The sequence below is a fragment of the Streptomyces sp. NPDC048361 genome (assembly GCF_040651795.1).
In the GTDB taxonomy this organism is placed as follows: Bacteria; Actinomycetota; Actinomycetes; order Streptomycetales; family Streptomycetaceae; genus Streptomyces.
Genome location: NZ_JBEZKW010000010.1, coordinates 55,367 through 69,942, shown reverse-complemented (window position 1 = coordinate 69,942; position 14,576 = coordinate 55,367). Strand labels below are relative to the sequence as shown.

The following is a 14,576-nucleotide window of genomic DNA, read 5'->3' as shown; positions in this document are numbered from 1 at the left end:
CGGCGGACCCATCGCGTGGCTAACGCACGGAGTATGCGTTCACCACGGTCTGGGTGACCGAGTTGCCGTTGGCGTCGGTCAGTTCGGTCTTCAGGGTCACGTCCTTGGCGGCGGCGCCCGCATGGTTCACGGCGGCCGTCCAACTACCGCCGCGGTGGCTCGACTTGGCTTCGGTCCAGGTCGTACCGCCGTCGTAGGAGTACGACAGCTTGGCCGACACCAGGGCGGCCGGGGTGTAGCCGGCGTGGCCCGTGACGGAGAGCGCGATCGTCTGGCCGTCGGCGGCCGGGACCGTCTTGAGGCCGTCCGTCGGCACGCCGTAGTGGGGGAAGAGGAGCGGGATTGCCTGGGAGAGCGCGTTCGTGTCGAGGTGGGAGCGGAACGTCCAGCTCGTCACGACTTCCTGAGAGCGCTTCCAGACCGCGCCGGAGGGTCCGATCTTCTGGTTGTCGCTGATGAGTTCGTACGCCGCGTCGTCCGCGGGGACGGTGAACACCCCCGAGGGCCAGCCGCTGCTGTCGTAGTCCTCGCCGTTGCGGCGCAGGAGCAGGGAGCCGATGTCTCCGAACGAGCCGGGCTGCGCGCTGTGTTCGGTGTCGCCCCACATGTTCGGGGCGAAGCCCATCAGGTTGCCCTGGCGTTCGGCGGCGAGCAGGGGCTTGCCCGTCGCGTCGCGCCCGGCGTCGGGACCCACTACACCGTCGTACCAGCTCTCCCTGGTCTCGGTGCCCGGCCGGTAGGCCTTGGCCGGGGAGAGCATGAACTCGCCGAACGGGAAGCTGGACGAGACGAAGTGGTCCCAGGTGGTGCCGCTTGCGGTGTAGTACTCGGTGCGGGTCGAGGGGACGGCCACCAGGTCGATGCCGGAGACGCCGATCGGGTCGCCGCCGACGGGGCGGTGGGCGCTCACGCCGTCGATGAAGTCGGCCGGCACGCCCATCGAGTGGTAGGTGGAGACGTTGCGGCCGAGCTGTCCGTCGCGCACCCGGTAGGTGCGGTCGAAACGGAAGCCGCGGTCCTCCTGGAAGCCCAGGTTGTAGACGTATCCGCTCCTGGCCGTCGCTTTCCAGTCGAGGGTGACCGGGCCGTGCGCCAGGCGTCCGGCGAGCGCGGTCGCCTCGGCCGCCTCCACGGCGAGGGTGGGCAGCGGGCCGCCCGTGAAGCCGTACACCGGCAGCCAGCGGCCGGCCGAGGGGCGGTGCACGACGAGTGCCGTGGCGCCCGCCGCCTTGGCATCCCTGCCCAGGGTCGCGAGCGAGTCGGCGCCGTCCGGCACCGCCACGAGGGCGATCTTCCCGTCGACCCCGGCGGCCTTGAGCTCGTCCGGGGTGCCGTTGCCGGCGTCGACGAGTGGTGCGCGGCCGGTGCCGTCGAGGTTGTCGGAGCCGACGCTCGCGGTGAGCGGGTGCAGCGCGGGGCCGCCGGTCACGGACAGCTTCTCGAACTGCGGGGCGTACGCCCGCCAGTAGCTGCCGAACTCGAAGTCGCCCGTGCGGGCGTCGCCCTGGACGTCGGCGTAGTAGTCCTTGATCAGCCGGGTTCCGGTGATCGAGCCCGAGTGGAGCCATTGGCCGCCCCAGGAGCGGGCGAAGTCGAGGGTCGTGGTGCGGACCTCGCTCGGCCGGTCGGTCCGCACCGAGAGCCGGTGCGCGGCGCGGGCGTCCAGGACGAGCGTGGTGTCCTTCGTCAGGTCGAGCTGCGGGCGGCCGAGGTAGCTGACCGAGCCGACGTTCGCGCCGGTGGCGTCGCCGGGGTCGGCGGAGGCGACGAAGGAGGAGACGAAGTACGCGCCGGGGCGCAGCCGGTAGAGCTGGTCGGTGGCGCCCTCGTTGAAGCGGCGCTCGCCGGTCGCGGTGTCGGTGCCGATGACGTCGAGCGAGGAGGCGCCCGCGGCGGGCTTGCCCTGGCGGTCGACGAGCTTGACGCGCAGGGTGACGGTCTCCGGTTCGACGTACAGCGAGAACGGGGTGGAGACCTTGACGCCGTGCGCGGTGGCGAGCACGCGGCCGGTGACGTCTCCGTACTGGGCGGCCTTGAGGCGGGCGGCGGGGTCGAGGGTGAGCGGCACCTTGACGGTGGCGCCGGCCGGGACGGTCACCGATCCCGAACTCATCCTGGCTATACGGAAGTTGATGGGCGAGCCGTCGTTGCCGGTAACGCCCGCGACCTTGAGGTCGAGCCGCACGGAGCGATCGGAGACGTTGGTGTAGGGCACGGTGACGGTGGTGCGGTCGCTCGTGTCCTGCGGCCAGGCGAAGGTGCCGCCCTGCACGGCGGGCGCGCCGATGACGGTCTCGTCGATGGCGGCCTTGACGTCGAGCCGGCCGCCGCCGGTCTCGCGTACGTCCCCGGGGATGGCGCTGTCGGCGGACGAGACGAGCGCGGCCTTGATCTGCTGGGCGGTCCAGTCGGGGTGGCGCTGCTTGACGATGGCGGCGGCGCCCGCGACGTGCGGGGTGGCCATGGAGGTACCGGACATGGACTGGTAGGCGTAGATACCCCGGCCACCGGCGTTGGCGGCGAGGATGTCGACGCCGGGCGCGGTGATCTCCGGCTTCAGGGTGTGGGTGAAGGGCGCCGGGCCGCGGCTGGAGAAGCTCGCGGTGGTGTCGTCGTGGTCGACGGCGCCGACGGTCAGGACGGCGGGCGCGCAGCCGGGCGAGGACACGGTGTTCAGGCCCGGGCCCGCGTTGCCGGCCGCGACGACGAACAGGGTGTGGTCGGCCTGGGTGGCGAGCTGTTGTGCGGCGACGCTCATCGGGTCGGTGCAGTCGGTCGGCACGGGGCTGCCGAGCGACATGGAGACGACGTCCGCCTTGTTGCCGACGGCCCACTGCATGCCGGCGATGATCCATGAACTGTCGCCGGAGCCCGAGTCGTTGAGGACCTTGCCGACCAGCAGCGAGGTGCCGGGCGCGATGCCCTTCTGCTTGCCGCCGCTGGCCGCGCCCGAGCCGCCCACCGTGGAGGTGGTGTGGGTGCCGTGGCCCTGCCGGTCCTCGGTGTCGGGTGAGTCGGTGAAGTTCTCGGAGGCGGTGACGCGGCCCTTGAGGTCGGGGTGTTCGGCGTCGATCCCGGTGTCGAGGACGGCGACTCTGGTGCCCTTGCCGTCGTAGCCGGCGGCCTGGGCGAGGTCGGCGTGGATCTGCTGCGAGGACTGGTCGAGGGAGGCGGTCACCTTCCGGTCGAGCCACAGCTTCTTGATCCCGGCCGACGCGGAGCGGGTCCGGGGGCCGGTGACGTCGGCCCACAGCTGGGCGGCCTTGGCCTTGTCGGCGCTCAGGGCACGGCCGTTGACCGCGGGCAGGTTCAGGCCGGCCTTGGTGCCGCGCGGCACGGCCGGGGCCGCCGACCTCGCCGCAGCGCTGCCGTAGACCGCGATCAGCGGCATCGTCTTGGTGTGCGCGTCGTCGTAGCCCTGGCGGATGAGCCCGGCGACGTTGAAGAGTTCCTCGTCGACCGTGCCGGCGGCCAGCGCCGACGCCGCGTCGTCCGGGTAGACGTACAGCTCCTTGCCCGCCTGCCGGGTCTGCACGAGGGGTACGGAGCCGTCCTCGCGGGGCAGGGCGGTGACGCCGGTGGGCGTGCCGGAGGCGTCCCGGCTCACCACGACCTTGTCGCCGGTGACGAGGGTGACGGTGGCCGGTGTTCCCGTGCTGCTCGCGGCGGTGCCGACGAGAGGTCTCTTGGCGGTGTCCGCCGTGCCGTCGCCTCGTGGCGCTGCCACGGACGGCGCCACCGCGGTGACGGCGAGGGCGGCTGCGGTCGCCACCCCCAGAGCCGTACGCGATATCGGGCGCATCGCTCTCCCCAGATGATTCCGGAACAAAAGACACCCGTGCCCGAAGAGCACAAATGCCGTGCGCCCGGAGGCGGTTGGTGCTGCGGTGGCTCGACATTGGCAGAGCGGTGACGGATACGGCGATGATGTTGTGCGGCGGGTTTGTGCCGGGGCGGTTTCCCGCCATCGCGCAGGTGAGGAAGGCGGTCCGTGGTGCTGGGAGCGATAGGTCTCGACGAGACGCAGGAGTCGGCGTACCGCGCCCTGGTCGCGGTGGGGGCGGCCGAGGTGAGCGACCTCGCGCACCGGCTCGCGCTGCCGGAGAGCGAGACCGAGCGCGCGCTGCGCCGCCTGGAGCGCCACGGCCTGGCCGCCCAGTCCTCGGCCCGTACCGGACGCTGGGTCGCGGCGCCGCCGGGGGTGGCGCTGGGCGCGCTCCTCACCCAGCAGCGCCACGAGTTGGAGCAGGCGGAGCTTGCGGCGGCGCTGCTCGCCACGGAGTACCGGGCCGAGGCGGCCGAGCCCGCCGTGCACGACCTCGTCGAGGTGGTGACGGGCGCGAGCGCGGTCGCCCACCGCTTCCACCAGTTGCAGCTGGGCGCCGCCGACGAGGTGTGTGCGCTGGTGACGGGCACACCGGTCGCGGTGACCGGCATGGACAACGAGTCCGAGGAGCGGGCCTCGATCCGCGGGGTCGCCTACCGGGTGGTGGTCGAGCGTGCGGTGCTCTCCCTGCCCGCCGGGATCGTCGAGCTGTCGGCGGCGCTCGGCCGGGACGAGCAGGTGCGCACGGTGGAGCGGGTGCCGACCAAGCTCGTCGTCGCGGACCGCACGCTCGCGATGGTGCCGCTGACCGGCCGCGGCGCCGAGCCGGCCGCGCTGGTGGTGCACGCGAGCGGGCTGCTCGAATCGCTGATGGGTCTGTTCGAGGCGGTGTGGCGGGACGCGCTGCCGCTGCGGCTCGGCGGCGGGGGCCGCGACATCGTGGTGGACGGTTCGGGTCCCGACGCGACCGACCTGGAGATCCTCTCGCTGCTGCTCGCCGGGATGACGGACGCCAGCGCCGCCAAGCAGCTGGATCTCGGCCTGCGGACCGTGCAGCGCCGGGTCAAGGGCCTGATGGAGCTCACCGGGGTGACGACGCGGCTTCAGCTCGGGTGGCACGCCTACGAACGGGGCTGGGTCGCCCGCTGAACACCGCGCCGCGGGGCCGGGAGCGGGCCGGCACAGGAACCCCGTACGCCGCGGCCGAAGGCGGACCGGCACGCGGACCCCGTACCGCGGGGCGGGGGCGGGGCGGGGGCGGGGGCGGGGGCGGGCTTGAACCCCGTCCTACCGAGGCCGGGAATGGGCCGGAACTGCGGGAAACGGCCGCTTCCTGCACCCTAGGCAGATGGGCGTGTGGCAGCTCCTCGCGGTCGGGGCGGTGAACCTGATGGGCCTGTGCGGTGTGCTGGTGCCCGGCATTCCCGGGCCGGCGATCGTGTGGGCCGCCGTCGCGTGGTGGGCGCTGGACGACACGACCGGGCTCGCCTGGGCCGTCCTCGCGGGGGCCACCGGCGTCCTTCTCCTGAACCAGGCGCTCCGACCGCTCCTGCCACCGCGCCGCTTCAAGGCGGCCGGGGTGTCCAAACGGTCGGTGCTCACCGCGGGCGCGGCGGCCGTGGCGGGGTTCTTCGTACTGCCGGTGGTCGGCGCGATCGCCGGGTTCCTCGGCGGGCTCTACGGCGCGGAACGGGTACGGCTGGGCAGCCACGGCGACGGCTGGGCCTCGGCCCGCGCGATCCTGCGCGCGGGCGGCTACTCGGTGATGGCCGAACTCTTCGCCTGCCTCCTGGTGACCGGTGCATGGATCGGCGTGGTCGTCGGGGACTGACTCGGGGACCGACCGGGGCACGGCGTACGACCGAAGTCCCGGACCCGCGTGCCGATGACGGGGCGACGGCGGGCGTGTGAGGGTGAGCCATGACCGAATTCAGCGAGGCCGAGCGCACCTATCTCAAGAGCCAGCGCCTTGGCCGGCTCGCCACCGTGGACGGGAAGGGCCAGCCGCAGGCGAACCCCGTGGGGTTCTTCCCGCAGGACGACGGGACGATCCTCATCGGCGGGTACGCCCTGGGCACGACGAAGAAGTGGCGCAACCTCCAGGTCAACCCGAGGGCCGCCCTGGTGATCGACGACGTGGTGAGCGTACGGCCGTGGAAGGTGCGCGGCGTGGAGATCCGCGGAACGGCCGAACTCCTCACCGGGCCCCATGAGTTGGGTCCGCACTTCAGCGAGGAGCTGATCCGTATCCACCCGGACAAGATCCACAGCTGGGGGCTGGACGACCGGTGAGCGAGGCGGCCCTCCCGGCCGGGCCGTCGGCCGAAAGAAGGCAAAAGAAGGCTCTGACCTCCTGCTTGTCAGGATTTCGTGCATCAGTTACGGGGGGATTTCGCTGATTGTGGGGGGATTCGCGCCCTCCGGTCGTCCTCTCCTGCCCACGCATCACGCACCACGCATCACGCACCACGCATCGCCAGGAGGGCACGTGCACCATTGCGCCATACCGAGCCGGTCCCGTTCGTCACGTTCGACCGGGGGGTCGCGCCGACTCGTCACCGCGGCCACCGCGCTCGCTCTGGCGGTGACGGCCGGTCCGCTCGCCGCGCCCGCCCTGGCCGCCCCGGCGGCGGTGCCCGGCGCTCCGGCGAGCTCCGACGCGGCACCGTTCAAGATCGCCGCCGATGCGGAGCTCCTGAGCGCCGGCCGGACCGGTTTCCTGTCCATCGCGGGGTCGGGCAGCGGACACGACGTGCTGTGGACGCGGTACGCCGACGGGAAGACGACGGTGGTGGTGAAGGACGCGCCGTCGTATGCGACCCTGCCCACGTTCTACGGGACCGGGTCGGACGTCGTGGCGGTGAGGGACGACTCCGGCAGCACCGGCTCGCAGAAGGTCACCCTGCTCGACATGGCCACCGGATCGTCGAGCGTCATCGACCTCGACCAGTACGGCTACTCCTACCTGGGCGCGGTCGGTTCGCGCACCGTCGCGACCAAGCGGACCGGTGACAAGGTGGAGGCCCACGTCCTGGAGGTCGTGGATCAGAAGGTGTCCGACCGGGTCCTCACCGGCCTGCCCGCGGGCACGCAGGAGGTCGCCCTGAGGGCGGGCTCGGGCGATTCCGCCGTGCTGCGTTACTCGGTCTCCGCGGCGAACGGCGGTCTCTTCGACTACACCGCGGCCGACCTCTCCTCGGCCAAGGTCGTCACCGGCAACGGCATGGTGGGCGGCTACGTCGTAGGTATCGCCGTCTCCGCCACCCACCTGGCTCTCTCCGGCAACCTGTACATGGGCGACATCTCGTCGTCGGTGCGGACCATGGAGCTCGGCGGGGACCAGAAGCGGTGGAACATGAGTCTGGGCCGTCAGCAGGGGGACGACCTGGTGGGCCTGGTCGGCGGCTGGACCCTGTACGGCGAGAACCGCAGGCTCAACGAGGGCAACGACATCAAGGGTTCGGCCCTGCGCGCCACGCCGGTCGGCGGAGGCACGGAGCGCATGGTCATGGACCACGCCGGCTCCGTCGCACCCGCCCCGGACGGCAGTCTCCTCGCGGTGGGCGGCACCGCCGCCGACGGCGAAGGCCTCTACCGGATCTCCGCCGGGGCCGACGGGGCGCCGGTCGCCCACCTCCTGACGGGCACGGGCCGTCCCACGAAGCTCATCGTGGAGGAGTCGCAGGTCCCGACGGTGGCCGAACTCGACAAGGCGCCCTGGCAGCCGAAGTGGCGCCTGACGCACAACAACACCGATGCGACCGTCACCCTGCGCCATACCGCCTCCGGCGCCCAGCGCGAGATCGAGCTTCCGGTCGACCCCGCCAAGTGGGAGTCGGCCGAACCCGCCTGGCGCGAGCTGAACTGGGACGGCCTGCTCGGCGGCCCCTCCTACGCCCCGAACCAGTCCGCCCCCAACGGCGCCTACACCTGGACCCTGACCGCCAAGCCCCGCAACGGCATCGGCCCCGATCTGGTCGCGGAACGGGCAACTGGCGGGCCCCCTTCGCCCCGCGCGAGCTGACCGGCCTGTCCCGCGTGTGGTTCAACGAGACGATCAGCTAGGGCAGCAGGGGCATGCGCGCCGGGCGGGGTGGCACGTCCACCCCGCCCGGCGTTGCCCGGCGGACGCGGTTCCGCCGCTCCCGTTACGCCAGTTTCACTTCCGGCTTGTACAGGTCGAGCCAGATCGCGAGGTCGAGGGAGCGCTCCAGGCTGCGGCGCGAGGCCTGATGGATCTGCGGGGCGCTCACCTCGGTGGCCCGGCGCAGACCGTCCCGGTCGATGAGGTCGAAGACGGGGTGCGCGGGCTGGGCCAGCAGGTCCTTGGCGTGGGCCTGGAGGGCGGTGGCGTACTTCGGGTCCTGAGTCGAGGGGTAGGGGCTCTTGACCCGGTCGTACACCGTCTGCGGGATGACGTCCCTGGCCGCCTCGCGCAGCAGGCTCTTCTCGCGGCCGTCGAAGGACTTCACCGACCAGGGCGCGTTGTAGACGTACTCGACGAGACGGTGGTCGCAGAACGGTACGCGCACTTCGAGCCCGACGGCCATGCTCGCCCGGTCCTTGCGGTCGAGCAGGACGCGCACGAAGCGGGTCAGGTGGAGGTGGCAGATCTTGCGCATCCGGTACTCGAAGTCGCTCTCGCCGTCGAGGCGTTGGACGCCGGCGACGGCGGTGTCGTAGGAGTCCTTGACGTAGGCGGGAACGTTGAGCGCGGCGGTCAGGTCGGGGCGCAGCAGACCCGCGTCGTCGCCGAACTGCTCGGCGAACCTGACGAGCCAGGGGAAGGTGTCGGCGGCCCGGGCCTCCTCGTCGAAGAACTGCTTGTAGCCGCCGAACACCTCGTCCGCGGACTCGCCGGACAGTGCGACCGTGGAGTGTTCGCGTATCGCCTTGAAGAGCAGGTAGAGCGAGGCGTCCATGTCGCCGAAGCCCATGGGGATGTCGCGGGCGCGGATGACCTTGGCGCGCACCTCGGGGTCGGCGAGCGCCTGGGCGTCCAGGACGATGTCCTGGTGGATGGTGCCGGAGGTGCGGGCCACGTCGTGGACGTAGGGCGTGTCGGGGGTGGCGCGCAGTTCGTCGGCGACGAAGTTCTCGGTCTGGCCGACGAAGTCCACGGCGAAGCTGCGCACCTTCTGGTCCACCTCGCCGAGCTGGCGGGCGGCTATCGCGGTGAGCGCGGAGGAGTCGAGGCCGCCGGAGAGCAGCATGCAGCGCGGTACGTCGGCGACGAGCTGGCGCCGGACGATGTCGTCGAGCAACTCGCGGACGTGCGCGATGCTGGTGGCGCGGTCGTCGTCGTGCGGGCGGGTTTCGAGCGACCAGTAGGTGTGGGTGCGCAGTCCGCCGCGGTCGACGGTGACGACGGTGCCGGGCTCGACCTCCCGCATGCCGTCCCACACGGCATGGCCGGGGGTCTTGACCATGGTGAACATCTCGCGCAGGCCGTCGAGCGAGACGGAGCGCCGGGCCAGCGGGTTGGCGAGGATCGCCTTGGGCTCGGAGCCGAAGAGGACGCCGTCGGGGGTCTCGAAGTAGTAGAAGGGCTTGATGCCCATGCGGTCGCGGATCATGACGAGGCGCTGGGCGCGCTCGTCCCAGACGGCGAAGGCGTACATGCCGTTGAGGCGTTCGGCGACGGCCTCGCCCCATTCGAGGTAGCCGTGCAGGACGACCTCGGTGTCGGAGTCGGTGGTGAACCGGTGTCCGCGTGCGGCCAGTTCGGACCTGAGCTCGGTGAAGTTGTAGGCCTCGCCCGAGTAGACGAGGGCGACGGTCTTGCCGCCGGCTTCGACGGTCATGGGCTGGCGCCCGCCCGGAAGGTCGATGATCGCGAGCCTGCGATGGCCGAGGGCGGCCGGCCCGGCGGCCCAGACCCCGCGGTCGTCGGGTCCGCGGCATTCCATCGTCTCGGTCATCGCATCCAGGGTGTCCCGCTCGGCGCGCAGTTCACGGTCGAAGGAGATCCAGCCGGTGATGCCACACATGGTGCCTCCTGCCTCGCCGCTCCGGCCGGAGGGGGGACGTTCCGCCGGCCCAAGCGGATGTATTGAGCAACTACCTACCTTTCGATCGTGTGGCTCGGTTGGCGGCTCGTCAACAGGGCGGTGGCAGAAGTGGCTTGAATGTGGTGGGTTGGGTGAGGGCGGGTGCGGGCGCGTTGAGGACGAGCGCCCTTCAGGCGCGAACGGGATCCGGGGCGGAACCCCAGGGAGCCGGCACCCTCACGTAGCCGCAGGGCGGGTCAGGGGGTGGGAGAACGCGCTGGGCCGGCCCGGGGACACGGGCTGACTGGGTGGGTGGGAGAACGCGCTGGGCCGGCCCGAGGGCTACGGGCTGACCGCCAGCACGATGTACGCGGCGAACAGCGACAAGTGCACCCCGCCCTGCATCAGCGTCGCCCGCCCCGGCACAACCGTCAGAATGCCGACCGCCACGGTCAACGCGAGCAGCACCATATGGCTGGCGCCAAGCCCGAGCACCAGCGGCCCCGAAAGCCAGATCGTGGCGAGCGCGACGGCCGGAATGGTGAGCCCGATACTGGCCATCGCCGAGCCGAGCGCCAGATTGAGGCTGGTCTGAACCCGGTCGCGCCGGGCCGCACGCACCGCGGCGATGGTCTCGGGCAACAGCACGAGCAGTGCGATGACGACACCCACGACCGAAGCCGGCAGCCCGGCCGCGGCCACCCCCCGCTCGATGGTCGGCGACACGCCCTTGGCCAGGCCCACCACCGCGACCAGCGCCACCCCGAGCAGCGCGACGCTGACCCAGGCGGTGCGCGCGGAGGGCGGGTTGGCGTGGTCGTCGTCCCGCATCACCTCGCCCTGCTGGGTCACCGGCAGGAAGTAGTCGCGGTGGCGCACGGTCTGGGTGGCGACGAAGAGTCCGTACAGGAAGACCGAGGCGATCGCGGCGAAGATCAGCTGCGCCGCCGAGAACTCGGGGCCCGGCTTGCTGGTGGTGAAGGTGGGCAGGGCAAGGCTGAGGCCGGCGAGCGTGGTGACGGTCGCGAACGCCGTGACGGTGCCCTCGGCGTTGAAGACGGTGACCCTGCGGCGCAGAGCGCCCACCAGAAGGCACACCCCGACGATGCCGTTGCAGGTGATCATCACCGCGGCGAAAACGGTGTCCCGGGCCAGCGAGGCGCTCTTGTCGCCGCCGTCCGACATCAAGGTGACGATCAGCGCGACCTCGATGACGGTGACCGCGACGGCGAGCACCAGGGACCCGAACGGTTCGCCCACCCGGTGCGCGACCACCTCGGCATGGTGCACCGCGGCGAGCACCGCACCCGCAAGGAAGCAGGCGACCAGCGCCACGAGGCCGGCGGGCAGTGAGCGCCCCCAGGTGAGCGCGAGCAGCACGACGGCGAGCAGCGGCATCACCGTCGACCAGCGGTCCAGGGGCAGGCGCGCGAGACGGATCATGTCTTCGACGTTCGCAGAAGTGGCCGGGGCCCGCCCGTCGGACTACTGCGGCCAGGCCCGCCGGACCGCCCGTGGCCGGGGCCCGCCCGTCGGACTACTGCGATCATGCCTTTGACGTTCGCAGAAGTGGCTGGCACCCGCCCGTCGGACTACTGCGGCCAGGCCCGCCGTACCGTCCGCTCCACGCCCGGAGGATCTACTGCGCCCCATCCGTGCCGCGACCCCGGGTGACGTCGGCCGCCGCGACCGCCAGATGGCGCCGGGCGTAGGACCGCCAAGGTCGCCATGGGCCCTCCTCCTCATCCTCCCCCGCCCCTACATCGGGGTCGCCGAGCGCCCGCGTACGGATCACCGCGACGGTCTCGTCGTCCATGCCGGGCAGCGTACGCAGCACCCGTACGGCCTCGTCGCGGTCGGCGCCGGCGTCCAGGCGCAGGGTGGCGTCGGCAAGGGCGGTGGCGAGGGCGGCGAGGTGCGGATCGGGGTGGGTGGCGAGCGCGGCGGGCTCAGGGAAGAGGTGGGTGAGCGTGCCGCACGGCACATCGAGGCGTTTGCCGCACGTCTCGACGAGGGCGGCCGCGCGCTCCCGTCCGGCCAGCGCCCGTACCGCACACTCGTCGGGGTCGACGGCGCCGGGTGAGCGAAGGCCCGGGGTCCGCGCGACGAGGGGCGCGAGGCGCGGGTCGGCGCCGAGCCGCTCGTCCACGGCGTACGGGTCGGCGTCCAGGTCGAACAGGCGCCGCAGGCGCTGCACGGCGGTGGTGAGGTCGCGCAGGTCGGTGAGGTGGATGCGGGCCTCGAGCCAGCCCTGTCGGGCGGTGGGGTGCGCGGGGGCCGCCTCGTCGACGGCCACGACGGCGGTGCCGTGGGGCAGCCGCAGCGTACGGCGGTAGGTGCGGGCGCCGGGTTCGCCCGTGACCTCCTCGACGTGCTCGACGGCTTCGGCGGCCAGCAGGTCGAAGGTCTGCTGCACCGCGTACGGGCCCCGGTGGGCGAGGCGCAGCGGGACCCCGGCGGAGGTGGCGACGCCGGGCCTGGTGGCGCGGGTGCCGGCCTCTTCGCGCAAGGCGCTGGGGGTACGGGCGTAGATCTGCCGGATCGTGTCGTTGAACTGGCGCACGCTGGCGAACCCGGCGGCGAAGGCGATCTCGGTGACGGGGAGTTCGGTGGTCTGGAGCAGGACGCGGGCCGTGTGGGCGCGCTGGGCCCGGGCGAGGGCGACCGGGCCGGCGCCCACCTCGGCGGTGAGCTGGCGCTGGACCTGCCGGGCGCTGTACCCGAGCCGGGTCGCGAGCCCGGGCACGCCCTCCCGGTCGACGACACCGTCCCCGATCATGCGCATGGCCCGGCCCACGACGTCGGCCCGGACGTTCCACGCCGCGGAGCCGGGCACGGCGTCCGGGCGGCAGCGGCGGCACGCCCGGAAGCCGTTGCCCTGGGCGGCGGCGGCGCTCGGGAAGAACCGGACGTTCTTGCGGCGGGGGGTGACCGCGGGGCAGCTCGGCCGGCAGTAGATGCCGGTCGTCGACACGGCGAAGAAGAACTCCCCGTCGAACCGGGCGTCCCTGCTGCTGACGGCCTCGTACTGGGCTTCTTGGTCCATCACACGGTCCAGTGTGCGGGGTCCTCTGCTGGAGTGCTGGCGGGTTTCGGACGTGGCCCCCGGGGCGCGTTTTCCCGCCCTCCCGCCCGTGCGTTGCGGCTACTTGAGCGTGGGTGCCGGATCCCTGGGGCTCCGCTCCAGACCCCCTTCGCGCCTCATGGGCGCTCGTCCTCAATCCCCCAAGGCCTTACGGGCCAGGGGCCCCATGACGGGCTGACTACGCCAGGGCGGGCCCGCACCGAGTAGTTGAGGGTGCGGAGAACTGCGCGACCAGCCGCGCACGGCCCGCAGACGAAAGCGGGTTTCAGGGGCGTGGGAATTGCGCGGGCCCCCCAGCACCGTCCGCAGCCGAACGGCGGGGCTGGGGTGTCGGCCGCAGGACGAGCCCCGCCGAATCGCTCCCCGAAGGCTACGAGACGGCGGGGCGAGGCGGGGCCGGGCGGGGCCCCGGGCTCAGCGCAAGCGGCCCCGCTTCAGGGCGCCGTTCGCCCGCCCCTCCGCCCCCTTCGCCTTCCAGTCGCGCCTGATCTCCGCCCGGACCCGCGCATCCGTCTTCGCCACGATCCGCTGGTTCTCGCGCAGCAGCTTGCGGTAGCTGTCGAGGCGCCGCCCGCGCAGCGAGCCGTCCTCGATCGCGGCGAGCACCGCGCACCCCGGCTCAGCCTGGTGCGCGCAGTCGTGGAAACGGCAGTCGGCGGCCAGTTCCTCGATCTCGGTGAACACCTGGCCGACGCCGCTCTCCGCGTCGTACAGGCCGACGCCCCGCAACCCCGGGGTGTCGACGAGGGCGCCCCCGCCGGGCAGCACCAGTAGATTGCGCGTGGTCGTGGTGTGGCGGCCCTTGCCGTCGACCTCGCGGGCCGCCTGGACCGCCATCACCTCCTCGCCGAGCAGCGCGTTGGCGAGCGTGGACTTGCCCGCGCCGGACTGCCCGAGCAGCACACTGGTGCCACCCGAGACGACCGCGCCGAGCGCTTCGATGCCCTCACCGGTCCGCGCGCTGACGGGGACGACCCGTACGCCGGGCGCGGCGGTCTCCACGTCCTGGACGAGGTGGGAGAGTCCGGCCGGGTCGGGGATCAGGTCGCACTTGGTGAGCACGACCATCGGCTGCGCGCCCGACTCCCAGGAGAGCGCCGACGTGCGCAGCAGCGCGTCGCCACTCGAACTGGACATCGCAAGCGCGAGGAACCGCTCGATCCGCCCGAGGTCCAGTTCGACCGCGAGCGACACACAGACAACGACGTGATCGATGTTGGTGGCCAGCACCTGGCCTTCGGAACGCTTGGACGACGTCGACCGTACGAAGGCCGTACGGCGAGGGAGGATGGTGCGGGCGTACCGCGGGTCACCGCCCTCGGGATCGACGGCGACCCAGTCTCCTGTGCACACGACCTTCATCGGATCACGAGGAACGACGAACTCGGTGTCGGCCCGGATGACGCCGTCGGAGGTGGCGACGTCACACTGACCGCGGTCGACCCGTACGACCCGCCCGGGGGTCAGACCCCGCGCAGCGTACGGAGCGAACTCGGCTTCCCAGCCCTCGTCCCAGCCGTACTCGGCGAGGACGTGCTGAGCATCAGAAGGGGAAGGTGTGTTGAGCGAAGCGTTGAACAAGGGGAACCCTTCGAAGGGCAGCCCCCGGCGGCGCGCTCTGCGCGCGGAAGTCGAGTGGTGTCAGCCGGAGGCCACAGGGGTGGAGACGATGAAC

9 protein-coding genes are annotated in these 14,576 nt (G+C 72.2%); 4 read left to right on the top strand and 5 right to left on the bottom strand.

All coding sequences use genetic code 11. The features are described from left to right. Positions 1 to 19 precede the first annotated feature (19 nt). Positions 20 to 3,802, bottom strand: coding sequence for a S8 family serine peptidase (locus AB0D31_RS08190; RefSeq protein WP_362718709.1), 3,783 nt, complete (start codon positions 3,800 to 3,802; stop codon positions 20 to 22). A gap of 192 nt (positions 3,803 to 3,994) precedes the next feature. Between AB0D31_RS08190 and AB0D31_RS08185 the strand changes: the two genes are divergently transcribed. From AB0D31_RS08185 to AB0D31_RS08170, 4 genes are all read left to right on the top strand, one after another. Beyond that, positions 3,995 to 4,975: a helix-turn-helix domain-containing protein gene (locus AB0D31_RS08185; protein WP_362718854.1), complete on the top strand. Its 981-nt coding sequence runs from the start codon at positions 3,995 to 3,997 to the stop codon at positions 4,973 to 4,975. Positions 4,976 to 5,174: 199 nt separating this feature from the next. Continuing rightward, a complete protein-coding gene (locus AB0D31_RS08180) occupies positions 5,175 to 5,657 on the top strand; it encodes a DUF456 domain-containing protein (protein ID WP_362718706.1) in 483 nt (160 codons plus the stop codon). A gap of 89 nt (positions 5,658 to 5,746) precedes the next feature. Further along, positions 5,747 to 6,118 carry a PPOX class F420-dependent oxidoreductase gene (locus AB0D31_RS08175; protein ID WP_362718703.1) on the top strand — a complete coding sequence of 124 codons (372 nt, stop codon included), beginning with the start codon at positions 5,747 to 5,749 and terminating at the stop codon, positions 6,116 to 6,118. A gap of 292 nt (positions 6,119 to 6,410) precedes the next feature. Further along, a complete protein-coding gene (locus AB0D31_RS08170; protein ID WP_362718701.1) occupies positions 6,411 to 7,850 on the top strand; it encodes a hypothetical protein in 1,440 nt (479 codons plus the stop codon). A gap of 124 nt (positions 7,851 to 7,974) precedes the next feature. Here AB0D31_RS08170 and asnB read toward each other — a convergent pair whose 3' ends face one another. From asnB to rsgA, 4 genes are all read right to left on the bottom strand, one after another. After that, on the bottom strand, positions 7,975 to 9,816 hold the full coding sequence (gene asnB / locus AB0D31_RS08165; protein ID WP_362718699.1) for an asparagine synthase (glutamine-hydrolyzing): 1,842 nt from the start codon (positions 9,814 to 9,816) through the stop codon (positions 7,975 to 7,977). A 342-nt stretch (positions 9,817 to 10,158) separates the two neighbouring features. Then, positions 10,159 to 11,259 (bottom strand): ionic transporter y4hA, encoded by a 1,101-nt coding sequence (locus AB0D31_RS08160; RefSeq protein WP_362718697.1) that lies wholly within the window; start codon positions 11,257 to 11,259, stop codon positions 10,159 to 10,161. Between the two features lie 196 nt (positions 11,260 to 11,455). After that, complete coding sequence (locus AB0D31_RS08155; protein ID WP_362718853.1) at positions 11,456 to 12,862, bottom strand: AlkA N-terminal domain-containing protein; 1,407 nt, start codon at positions 12,860 to 12,862, stop codon at positions 11,456 to 11,458. A gap of 453 nt (positions 12,863 to 13,315) precedes the next feature. Beyond that, the gene (gene rsgA / locus AB0D31_RS08150) at positions 13,316 to 14,482 is read right to left on the bottom strand and encodes a ribosome small subunit-dependent GTPase A (protein ID WP_362718694.1); all 1,167 of its coding nucleotides are present in this window, start codon (positions 14,480 to 14,482) and stop codon (positions 13,316 to 13,318) included. Positions 14,483 to 14,576: the final 94 nt, after the last annotated feature.